General features: G+C 74.0%; 11 protein-coding genes. All 11 read right to left on the bottom strand.

Annotated elements, in window-relative coordinates:
* Nucleotides 1-91 precede the first annotated feature (91 nt).
* The 11 genes from QCD68_RS15495 to QCD68_RS15545 all read right to left on the bottom strand — a co-directional run bounded on the left by QCD68_RS15495 (nt 92) and on the right by QCD68_RS15545 (nt 11,034).
* Nucleotides 92-2,251, bottom strand: a complete 2,160-nt coding sequence (locus QCD68_RS15495; RefSeq protein ID WP_301223671.1) for a PTS fructose transporter subunit IIABC — start codon at nt 2,249-2,251, stop codon at nt 92-94.
* 114 nt (nt 2,252-2,365) lie between these two features.
* The gene (locus QCD68_RS15500) at nt 2,366-3,466 is read right to left on the bottom strand and encodes a 1-phosphofructokinase family hexose kinase (protein WP_301223672.1); all 1,101 of its coding nucleotides are present in this window, start codon (nt 3,464-3,466) and stop codon (nt 2,366-2,368) included.
* Nucleotides 3,463-4,251 carry a DeoR/GlpR family DNA-binding transcription regulator gene (locus tag QCD68_RS15505; protein WP_111075885.1) on the bottom strand — a complete coding sequence of 263 codons (789 nt, stop codon included), beginning with the start codon at nt 4,249-4,251 and terminating at the stop codon, nt 3,463-3,465. The genes QCD68_RS15500 and QCD68_RS15505 overlap by 4 nt, the downstream gene beginning before the upstream one ends.
* 199 nt (nt 4,252-4,450) lie before the next feature.
* Nucleotides 4,451-5,638: an ABC transporter permease gene (locus QCD68_RS15510; RefSeq protein WP_301223673.1), complete on the bottom strand. Its 1,188-nt coding sequence runs from the start codon at nt 5,636-5,638 to the stop codon at nt 4,451-4,453.
* Nucleotides 5,635-6,366, bottom strand: coding sequence for an ABC transporter ATP-binding protein (locus tag QCD68_RS15515; protein ID WP_441005195.1), 732 nt, complete (start codon nt 6,364-6,366; stop codon nt 5,635-5,637). The genes QCD68_RS15510 and QCD68_RS15515 overlap by 4 nt, the downstream gene beginning before the upstream one ends.
* Nucleotides 6,367-6,416: 50 nt before the next feature.
* On the bottom strand, nt 6,417-7,490 hold the full coding sequence (locus QCD68_RS15520) for an efflux RND transporter periplasmic adaptor subunit (RefSeq protein WP_301223674.1): 1,074 nt from the start codon (nt 7,488-7,490) through the stop codon (nt 6,417-6,419).
* A complete protein-coding gene (locus QCD68_RS15525; RefSeq protein ID WP_301223675.1) occupies nt 7,487-7,993 on the bottom strand; it encodes a hypothetical protein in 507 nt (168 codons plus the stop codon). The genes QCD68_RS15520 and QCD68_RS15525 overlap by 4 nt, the downstream gene beginning before the upstream one ends.
* Before the next feature lie 41 nt (nt 7,994-8,034).
* A complete protein-coding gene (locus tag QCD68_RS15530) occupies nt 8,035-8,562 on the bottom strand; it encodes a hypothetical protein (protein ID WP_301223676.1) in 528 nt (175 codons plus the stop codon).
* 47 nt (nt 8,563-8,609) lie between these two features.
* Nucleotides 8,610-9,773: a sensor histidine kinase gene (locus tag QCD68_RS15535; protein WP_301223677.1), complete on the bottom strand. Its 1,164-nt coding sequence runs from the start codon at nt 9,771-9,773 to the stop codon at nt 8,610-8,612.
* On the bottom strand, nt 9,770-10,423 hold the full coding sequence (locus QCD68_RS15540) for a response regulator transcription factor (protein WP_301223678.1): 654 nt from the start codon (nt 10,421-10,423) through the stop codon (nt 9,770-9,772). The genes QCD68_RS15535 and QCD68_RS15540 overlap by 4 nt, the downstream gene beginning before the upstream one ends.
* 56 nt (nt 10,424-10,479) lie before the next feature.
* Nucleotides 10,480-11,034, bottom strand: a complete 555-nt coding sequence (locus tag QCD68_RS15545; protein ID WP_301223679.1) for a DUF2231 domain-containing protein — start codon at nt 11,032-11,034, stop codon at nt 10,480-10,482.
* Nucleotides 11,035-11,150 lie beyond the last annotated feature (116 nt).

Raw genomic sequence — 11,150 nt, forward strand, 5'->3', positions numbered from 1 at the left:
CCGCCCCCCCCCCCGCCCCCCCCCCCCCCCCCGGGGGGGGCGCCCCCCCCCCCCCCCCCCCCCCCCCCCCCCCGCCCGTCACGTGGTGCGGCTACACCGCGACCGGCGCGCGCTGCCCGACCGTCTCGCCGGCCGACGCCGCCTGCCCGGCTGCCGCGTCCGTCGCGGCCGGAGCCCGACGCACCCACTTCTTCAGCGCCACGAGGACCAGGGCGGAGACGATCGTCCCGACGACGATCGCCAGGATGAACATCCCGATGCCACCGATCGCGAAGAAGACGAAGATCCCACCGTGCGGTGCCCGCGAGGTGACCCCGGCGGCCATCGAGATCGCTCCCGTCACCGCGGCGCCGACCATCGACGCCGGGATGACCCGCAGCGGGTCGGCGGCGGCGAACGGGATCGCACCCTCCGAGATGAACGAGGCGCCGAGCAGCCACGCGGCCTTGCCGTTCTCGCGCTCGGGCTTGGTGAAGCCGTTGCGGTACAGGACGGTCGAGGCGAGGGCCAGGGCGAGCGGCGGGACCATGCCGGCGGCCATCACCGCGGCCATGATCTCGAACGGCACGACGTTGGTGGCGCTGCCGGCACCCAGGCCTGCGACGGCGAACGCGTACGCCACCTTGTTGACCGGACCACCGAGGTCGAACGCCATCATCAGGCCGAGGATGATGCCGAGCAGGACGGCCGAGGCCCCGGACAGCGAGTTGAGCCATGCGGTGAGCTCGGTCATGACCCAGGCGATCGGACCGCCGAGCACGAGCAGCATCAGGCCGGAGGCGATGATCGACGCGAACAGCGGGATGATCACGACCGGCATCAGGCCGCGCAGCCAGCGCCAGGTCGGGATCCGTCCGATCCAGTAGGCGGCAGCACCGGCGATGAGGCCGCCGACCAGGCCACCGAGGAACCCGGCGTTCATGAACACGGCGATCGACCCGGCGACGAAGCCCGGCGCGATACCCGGGCGGTCGGCGATCGCGTAGGCGATGTACCCGGCGAGGGCGGCGACGAGGAACCCGAGCGACACCGAGCCGATCTGGAACGCGGCGGCGCCGAGGTAGTAGCCGAGTCCCTGCGGCGGCAGGTCGACGAGGGTGTAGTGCTGCAGCGCCCAGACCGCGTTGTTGACTCCGTCGCTGCCGTGCGTGAGCGCGATGCCGTAGCCCGACAGCAGGAAGCCGAGGGCGATGAGCAGCCCGCCGCCCGCGACGAACGGGATCATGTACGAGACGCCGGTCAGCAGCCAGCGCTTGAGGGACTGCCCGAAGTGCTCGTCCTTGGCGGTGCTGGTGCCGGCCTCGGCGGCGGAGCCGGAGACCCGCGCGGCCTTCGGGTCGTCGGCGGCGCGGAGGGCCTCGGCGATCATCGCGTCGGGCTCGTCCACGCCACGCTTGACGGGTCCGGAGACGAGGGGCTTGCCGGCGAAGCGGCTGCGGTCGCGGACGTCCACGTCGACCGCGAACACGACGGCGTCGGCGCGGGCGATGAGCGCCGGGTCGAGGGGCTCCACCTGCGAGGACCCCTGCGTCTCGACGTGCATCTCGGCACCGGCGCGCTGGGCGGCGGCGACGAGGGCGTCGGCGGCCATGTAGGTGTGCGCGATGCCGGTCGGGCAGGCGGTGACGCCGACGATGACCTTGCGGCGGCCGCCGGCGGCCGAGGTGTCGCTGTCCACGACGTGGGTGTCGGAACCGGCAGCGGTCGTGGTCGACGGGCTGGAGGCTCGTCCCCCGGTCCCGACGCCGGCTGCGGCGACCTCGCCGCTGACCTCGCGGTCGACCAGGTCGACGATCTCCTGCGGGCTCGCAGCGGCGCGGAGGGCGGCCGTGAAGTCGTCGCGGATCAGCGCACGGGCGAGCGTGGAGAGGACGGTGAGGTGGTCCTTGTCGGCCCCGTCCGGCACCGCGATCATGAACACGACGTCGGCGTCGCCGTCCGGGGCGCCGAACGGCACCTTCCGGGCCAGGCGTGTGAACGCGAGCGTCGGCGTGGTGACCGACGTGGACCGGGCGTGCGGGATGGCGATGCCGCCCGGGACGCCGGTGCCGACGCTCGCCTCGCGCTTGATCGCGTCGGCGGCGAGGGTGTCACCGGAGGCGGCTCGACCGGTCGCGGCGATGCGGTCGGCCAGGACGCGGATGACGTCGGCCGAGGTGGCACCGAGGTCCTCGTCGAGGCCGACGAGGTCGACGCCGATCAGGTCGGCGCCGTTGCCGGCGCTGGTGCCGGTGCTGTGCGCTGCGGACATGGGTTGCTCCTTCGCAAGTGGCGCGGGGCGCCGGGGGCTGTGCTGGTGGGGACGGAACGGTCGGACCGGGACGGGTGGCACCGGGACGATCGGGAGGGACGACGGACCGGGTGGTCAGGCGCCGTGCGGGACGGGGACGGTCTCGCCGACCGGCGTCGGTGCGGATGCACCGGGCGGTGTCGGCGGTGGCCCGACCGGGCTGGCCGGTGGACCGAGGCGGTGGACGACGATCGCGTCCGGATCGGTGGCGTCGAGGGCCGGGACGTCGCTGCCGGGCAGTCCGGCGGCGGCGGCTCCGGTGGCGACGGCCTGGGCCAGTCGGCGCTCGGGTGTGGCGCCGGCGACCTCGGCGAGCAGGTACCCGGCGAGTGAGGAGTCCCCCGCACCGACGGTCGAGCGGGCCGTGATCCGCGGTGCGGCTGCGGTCCACGAACCGGTGCCGTCGACCAGGACGGCCCCGGCGCTGCCCAGGGTCAGCAGGACCGTGTCGACGCCGCGCTCCCGCAGACGCGCGGCTGCGGCGGCGGCGCTCTCCGGGTCCTGCTCGTACTGCTCCGGGTCGCCGCCGACGACCTCGGCGAGCTCCTCGGCGTTCGGCTTGACCAGGTCGATCCGTTCGCCGGACTGCAGCAGCGCGGTGAACGGGAGGCCGGACGAGTCGACCGCGATCCGGACGTCGTCGCCGTGGCGCTGTCGGACGGCCCGGACCAGGACCGCCAGGGCGTCGTCCGGCAGACCCGGCGGCAGGGACCCCGCGAGGACGACCCACCGGGCGGCGGGGCCGGTCGGGGTCGGTCCGGCGGTCGTGGCGACCAAGTCAGCGAGGTCGTCCATGCGTCCGGCGAGCGAGGGGCCCGGCTCGTTGAGCTTCGTGGTGGTGCCGGTCGGCTCGGTCACGGTGACGTTCGACCGCAGTGCGGCACCGATCGGCAGTGCGGCGGTCGGGATGCCCCGGGTCGCGAGGCCGACGAGGACGGGGTCGAGCTCGTCGCCGGGCAGGACCGCTACGGTGTCCCCGCCGCTGGCGACGACCACCCGGGAGACGTTGACGCCCTTGCCGCCGGGCTCGGCCGTGGACCGCGTGGCGCGCTGGACGGCGCCGCGCTGCAGCTCGCCGGCGAGCTCGATCGTGCGGTCGAGCGACGGGTTCGGGGTGACGGTGACGATGCGGCCGCCGATCGGGCGCCCGGGCTGCGGGGTGGTCGGGGTGCTCATGCGACGATCACCTCGACGTCGGCGTCGGCGAGTGCTCCGCCGAGGTCGGCCGGCGGCACCTGGTCGGTCACGAGGGTGTCGATCTCGTCGAGGCGGGCGAAGCGCATCAGTGCCTCGACCCCGTGCTTCGCGGCGTCGGCGAGGACCACGCTGCGACGCGCGGCCAGGACGTACGCGGCCTTGACGGCGGCTTCGTACTCGTCCGGGGTGCTCAGCCCGAAGCCGGCGGACAGGCCGTTCGTGCCGATGAAGGCGACGTCGGGGCGGAGGGCGCCGATCTGGTCGACGGTCGCGGTGCCGACGGCGGCGCTCGTGACCCCGCGGACCCGGCCGCCGAGCAGGTGCAGTTCGACGTGCTCGCTGTGCTGCAGGGTGGCGGCGATCGGCACCGAGTTCGTGATGACGGTGATCGTGGCACCCGCGGTGGCCGGCTCCCAGCGGGCGAGCTCGGTGGCGACCGCGCCGCTGGTGGTGCCGGCGTCGATGGCGATCGATCCGGTGAAGGTCGGCGGCACCAGGCGCATGGCGGCCCGGGCGATCGCGGTCTTCTCGGAGCCGTGCTGGCCCTCACGCTCGGCGACGGTGAGCTCGACCAGGCTGGAGCGCTCGGCGGGGACCGCTCCGCCGTGCACCCGGCGCAGCAGGCCGGCGGTCTCGAGGGCGCCGAGGTCGCGACGGATGGTCTCGGTCGTGACGTCGAAGTGGTCGGCCAGGTCGGCGACGGAGACGCGTCCGGCGGACTGCAGGGCGGCGGCGATGGCCTCGTGCCGCTCGGTTGCGTACATGCCCGAACTCCTTCGTTCGCGTGGGTTTCGAGAACTGTACGTCCGAACCCAACACGAACGCAACTGTTCCGCACTCGAACCAACACGACCGCAGGTGCGCGCAGGCGCGCACCGGACGGACGGGAGGCCCGCCACCGGTCCGCCGGACCGGCTGCGGGCCTCCCGTCCGCGGGTTCACACCGCGGCGAGCGCACTCGCGTCACACCGCGGCGAGCGCACTGGTCGGGGGGATCTTCGCCGCCCGGCTGGCCGGGTAGAGGCCGGAGCCCCCGCCGATCACGACGGTGGCGCCGAGGCCGCCGGCGACCGCCCAGAGCGGAGTCGCCACCGGCCAGCCCTGGCTGAGCGCGAACGCGACGGTCACACCGAGGCCGATCACGACCCCGGCGACCCCACCCAGGAAGGACAGCAGCAGCGACTCGACCAGGAACTGGTTGCGGACGTCGGCCCGGCGCGCGCCGAGCGCCCGTCGGACACCGACCTCGGCCCGGCGTTCCAGCACCGTGATGACCATCGTGTTCGCGACGCCGATGCCGCCGACGAGCAGGGCGACCCCGCCGATCCCGACGAGCAGACCGGTGAACGAGTCGTCCGTGGCGTTCTTGGCGGCCAGGGCGTCCGACGGACGCGTGACACCGACGTCCTGGGGTGTGCGGGGGCTGATCGCGGCGGCCAGGACCTCGCGGGCGTGTGCCACGTCGTCCGGGTCGACCCGGGTGTAGACGGCGGTCGGGTGCCCGTCGAAGCCGAGCGCTGCCGCGAACCCGCGAGGGACGAACACCTGGTTGTCCAGGTCGGCGGCGAGGCCGAACGGCTCGAGCACCCCGACCACCTGCACCCACCGGTCCCCCGTCCACACCCGGGTGCTCGCGTCGACCCGGTCGATGCCGAGGTTGCGTGCCGCCGCGGACCCGAGCACGACCTGGGCAGGTGCATCTGCTGCGGGGTCGAGCCAGCGGCCGGAGGCGACCGACCCGCCGAGCACCTCGGGCACGTCTCCCCAGGCCGCGAGCATGCCGATGCCCTTCGACTCCGCGGCGGGGATGAAGGGGTTGCGGTAGACACGGCCGTCGGTGACGGCGCCGACCCCGGCCGCGTCGAGCACCGGGTCCTGCCGGAGGACCGAGGCGACCGCCGTCTCCGGCAGGGGTGGGACCTCGGTGAAGCCCTGCGCCTGGGTCGCCGTCAGGACGTTCGTACCGAGGGTGTCGAGCACCCGGTCGAGGGCGGCCTTGCTCGAGGACGAGATGCCGACGACGGCGATCATCGCGGCGATGCCGATCGCGATGCCGAGGGCCGACAGGACCACGCGGGTCGGCCGGGTGCGGAGGCCGAACACGCCGAGCCGGAGCAGGTCTCCCGGGCCGAGGGTCCGTCGGGCGGTCACCGGCCGACTCCGCTCGGTGTCGCGCTGCCGCGGGCCGCGCTGCCGCGGGCCGCGCTCTCCACGCTGTCGCTCTCGAGCTGCCCGTCGCGCATCCGGACCCGCCGCGGCAGGGAGGCCGCGAGGTCCAGGTCGTGCGTGATGACGAGCACCGTCGTCCCGGTGGCGTTGAGTTCGCGGAGCAGGGCCACGACCGCCGCACCGGAGGTGGTGTCGAGCGCGCCGGTCGGCTCGTCCGCCAGCAGCACGGTCGGTTCCCCGACCAGGGCACGGGCGATGGCGACGCGCTGCTTCTCGCCGCCGGAGAGCTGCCCGGGGCGGTGGTCGACCCGGTGCCCCAGCCCGACGCGGCCCAGCGCGGCGACGGCCCGGTCGCGCCGTTCCCGACGCGGGACACCCGAGTAGAGCAGGCCGTCCGCGACGTTCTCCCACGCGGTGGCTCCCGCCTGCAGGTGGAAGTGCTGGAACACGAACCCGATGTGCTCGGCGCGCAGGGCGGAGAGGTCGTCGTCGCGCATCGTGCCGACGTCCTGCCCGGTGATCGCGATCGTGCCGGAGCTCGGACGGTCGAGTGTGCCGACGATGTTCAGCATCGTGGACTTCCCCGAGCCGGAGGGTCCGACGACGGCGACGAGTTCCCCGCGACGGACCTCGAGCGAGACCCCGCGGAGCGCCTGGACGTCCCCGTAGCTCCGGGACACGTCGTCGAGGGACAGCACCACGTCGTCCACCGGCTGCACCCGGTCGTCCGAGGCGCCCGGGGTGAGGACGGCTGCGACGCTCACGAGGGCACCACGACCTCGTCGCCCTCGTGGACGTCGCCGGTGACCTGGGCGCGACCGTCGGCGACCAGGCCGACCTCGACGCGCACCCGGTGGGGCTCACCGGAGGGCCGGAGCACGTCGACCGCGTACTGCGGGGCGGACCCGATGTCGCCCCCGTCGACCACGAGCGCGGACACCGGCACCGAGAGCACGTCGTGCGCGGTCTCGCTCCGAGCGGTGACCTGGGCCGAGGCCGCGGACGGCAGCTTCCGGTCCCCGGCGTCGAACGCCACCGTGACGGCCACGTCCTGGGCACCGTCGTCGGACTCGGTCGGTACGGCGTCGACGACCTCGCCCGGCATCGGACCCCCGGCGCCGTTCACGACGACCTGGACCGCGGTGCCGACGGCGACCTGTTCGGCGTCGCGCTGCGGCACGGTGGCGGTGACGACGCGCTTCGTGCTCGTCGTCTGCAGCACCTCGGTCTCCCCCTCGGCCGGCTGCCCGAGCTGCCCGGTGACCGCGGCCACCCGGACGTCCCCGTCGACGAAGGCGATCTGGTCCGCCGTGATCCGGCCGGTGACGGGCAGCCCTCGGTCCCGCTGCCACTGCCGGACGGCGGCCAGCGTCCGGCGCCCGAAGACGCCGTCCTGCGCCACGTCGTAGCCGAGCGCGGCCAGGTTCTCGTTGAGCTGCTGGACGTCGGCGCCCGTCGTCCCGACGGCGAGTGGGCGCCAGAGCGGAGTGCTGCCGTGCATCGCCCGGACCGGTCGCTCGTCGACGGCGTACAGCGGGTCGTCACGGTGGATGACCTGCCCGGGCTTCGGCAACCAGGTGAGCGTGCCGGAGGCCGCGCCGGGCAGGGCGACCGGGGCCCCGTACCCGAGCGTGCCGGCGATGGTCTTCGACGCCACGAGGTCGCCCTTCGTGACCGTACCGGTCGACGTTCCCGCGTCCGTGCTCGTGTCCGTCTCGGCCGCCTGGCTCGAGGTCGGCGGGTCGAGGAGCGCCCAGGTCGCGGCTCCGGCGCCGAGGACGGCGACCAGGCACGCGGCCGTGACCGTGATCCGGGTGGTACGGCGCCGGTTCACCGCGGACCCGCCTTCTGGGGCTCCGACTGGTCGCCGTAGGCCGTCGTGATGCACGTGGTCTCGACCTGGGCGAAGGCGGACTCGTCACGCGGGTGGTAGTCACGCCGCGCCTCTGCGCCGTCCGGGTAGTCGTCGAAGCCGTTGTCCCGGATGCACTTCGCGAACGCCAGGTCCTCGGGCCCCGGCGGCACGTCGCCGACGTCGACGCCGCCGGTGTCCGGGTTGCCGCTGCACGTACCGAGGTCCTGGGCGTACTGCTGGGGATCGACACCCTCCGGGGCAGCGAGTGTGAAGTCGCCGCCGGTCAACGCAGAGTCGTCGAAGTCGTACCCCTTGTCCCGCATGCACGAGCCGACCTCGCCGGCACGCTCGCTGACCGGGGTCGGCGCCGCGCCGGTCGTCGTGGAGTCGTCGGAGCCGGCCCCGGACGAGCAAGCGGTCAGGAGCCCCGGCAGGAGCAGCACCGCCGCGGTGACGGCGATCAGGGTGGGTCGTCTGGTCATGATGTGTTCCTCGTGGTCGTGATGGTCGTGGCGGACGTCGGTCAACCGACCGGCTGGGACTTCGTGCCGGGCGAGAACTCCGCCAGGCACTCGTCGGCGCGCTCCTGGAACCCGTCCTCCAGCGCCCGCGGGTAGTCCTCCGGGTTGAACGACAGGCCGCCGGGCTGTTGCTCCGGGTAGTCGGGGTACTCGTCGCGGATGCAGGAAGCGACGCGGGCGTACTCCCGTGTCCACCTGTCCTTGTCGGCGGAGTCCACCTGCTCGACGCCGAGGTCGGCGGAGCACTTCGACGCCGCGGTGGCAGCGGCCTCGCGGTCACCGGTCTCGGGAGACAGGGCGGTGCCCGACCGGACCTGGTCGTCGCTGGGGTCCTGCACGTCGAAGCCCGCGGCGCGCATGCAGGAGCCCCACTGCGCGCCGATGCCCGGACCGTCCGCTGCGGTTGCCTCGTCACCGTTCGGCGGCGTCCCGCCCGAGCAGGCGGTCAGTCCGGCCAGGAGCACGGCTCCGGAGACGGTCGCGAGGAGCCGGGTCCTCGCGCTGGTTCGTGTGCGTGTCGTGGTGTTCATGCATCCAGGACACCGGACACCGCGTTTCGCCGGGCGTACCGCCCAGGTCACATCGGCGAAACGTCCACCTCGGCGACGAGTCCGCCGCCCGGTCGAGCCGCCAAGGACACCCGCCAGCCGTGGGCCTGCGCGACGGCCTCGACGATGGACAGGCCGAGCCCGCTGTGCCGCCGTCCACCGGCAGCAGCGCTCGCGCGTCGGAACGGCTCGGTCAGGGTCGGGACGAGCGCGACGTCGAGCTCCGGCCCGGTGTTGCGGACCCGGAGCACCGTGCCGTCGACCTCGACGTCGACGTGGCCGCCCGGGCCGTTGTACTCGATCGCGTTGTCCACCAGGTTGTGGACGAGTTGCCGGGTGAGCACGGGCTCGCACCGGACCGCACGGGCACCGGCACCGGCACCGGCACCGAATACCTTGCAGTGCAGCCGGACGCCCGCCTCGCGCGCCGCCGCCTGGGCCTCGTCGACGACCGCACCGGCCAGGACGCCGAGGTCGACGTCCGCCGTCCGTCCGTCGAGCCCGCGCTCCGCCTCGGCCAGGACGAGCAACGACTCGACCAGGTGCTCGGTCCGCCGGTTCTGCTCGAGCAGTTCGGCGCGGGCCCGGGCCACGTCCACCGCGTCGGCGTCGTCGTGCAGCCCGATCTGGATCGCCGCCCGCTGGACCGCCAGCGGGGTGCGCAGCTCGTGCGACGCCTGCGCCACGAACCGTCGTTGGCTGGCGAAGGCCGTCTCGAGTCGGTCGAGCAGTCCGTCGATCGTCCGCGACAGCCGGCGGAGCTCGTCGTCCGGTCCGTGCAGGTCGATCCGTTCGTGCAGCGTCGACGCCGAGATCCGCTCGGCCGTTCCGGCGATCCGGTCGAGCGGCGCGAGCATCCGCCGACTGAGCAGCCACCCGGTCAGCCCGGCGACGACCCCGGCGCCGGCGATGCCCAGTGCCGACCACTGCCACTGCAGTGCGGCGACACGGGACACGATCGCGATCCCACCGGGTCCGGCGGCACCGTCGGGCGCCGGCTCGGTCGTCCGGAGGAGATCGCCGGAGGCATCGGGTGAGATCGCGACACCGCCCGCCGCATCCGCCACCACGACCTCTGCGATCGCGTGCTGGGAGCCCAGCGTCACGAACACGATCGCCGCCGCTGTCAACGCCATCGACGTCAGCGCGAACGCCAGGGCCGTCCGGGTCCGGAGACTCCAGACTCGGCTCACAGGGCGTACCCCTGCCCGGGCACGGTCCGGATCGGGTCGGGTGCGCCGAGCTTCCGACGGAGCTTCGACATCGTCACCCGGACCGCGGTCGTGAACGGGTCCACGTTCATGTCCCAGACCTTCTCGAGCAGCTCCTCGGCGGAGACCACCCGGCCGTCCGCGCGGAGCAGCACCTCGAGGACCCCGAGTTCCTTCGCGGTCAGGTCGAGCGGCTTGCCGTCCCGGGTCGCCATCCGGCGGTTCGTGTCCACCACCAGGCCGTCACCACCGAGGACCGGGGCGACCGGGGCGACCGCACGCCGGCCGAGTGCCCGCACCCGGGCGACCAGCTCGGGGTACTCGAAGGGCTTCGTCAGGTAGTCGTCCGCGCCGAGTTCGAGTCCGTTCACCCGGTCGGTCAACGAGGTCGCGGCGGTCAGCAGCAGGATGCGGGTCAGCGACCCTCGGGCCGCGAGCCGCCGGGCGACCTCGTCCCCGTGCAGTCCGGGCAGGTCCCGGTCGAGCACCACGACGTCGTAGTCGTTGACGCTGAGCAGTTCGTCGGCCGAATCGCCCCGGTACGCGACGTCGACGGCCATCTCCTGCCGTTGGAGCCCCCGGACCACGAGGTCGGCGAGGGCGTGTTCGTCGTCCACCACGAGTACACGCATGCTCCTATTGCATGTGATGTACCAATGGATCGGCTGAGAGGATCAGGCGCGGTCGATCACTTGTCGAACGGCACCTCGCCGGCGTCACTGACCCCGGCGCGCTGCCGGTAGGCCAGGTGCCCGCCGAGGTACCCGCCGACGCTCACGACGCCGAGTCCGGCGAAGGCCAGGAGCTTCCCCGACGCCTGGTCGCCGCGCTTCCGCTGCAGCCAGGACAGTCCGTACAGGCTGATTCCGACCCAGTTCACGGCCTGGTGCACCCACCCGGTCCGGAGCTGTTCGCGGTCCAGCTCCGACCAGTCGACGTACCCGGCGACGCTCGCACTGCCGGCCGAGGCGACACCGACGCCGATCAGGGTCGTCGCGGCCTTCCGGTTGCCCTTCCCGCCGATCAGGTCCAGGACGGCGGCCGAGATCCAGGCACCGAGCGGCACCTGCACCATCAGCGGGTGGATCGGGTGCCCGAACGGCACCCCGTGCAGGAGCTGCCGCACGGCCCGCGGGCGGGCGAACGCCGCGACGACCTTCCGGTCGAAGTCGACGGCTGCATCGAGCACGCTCGCGTGCTCGATGGCTTCGGTCACGCGGCGCAGGGCCTTGATCTCGGGCATGTCGCCGACGCTAGACGGGAGGGGCGCCGGGGCGCCCCGCCCGCCGCCCGCCCCCCCGCCCCCGCCCCCCCCCCGCCACCCCCGCCCGAGGGGACGCCCCGCCCCGGCGCGCGCCG

Source organism: Curtobacterium sp. PsM8, assembly GCF_030433875.1.
Classification (GTDB): domain Bacteria; phylum Actinomycetota; class Actinomycetes; order Actinomycetales; family Microbacteriaceae; genus Curtobacterium.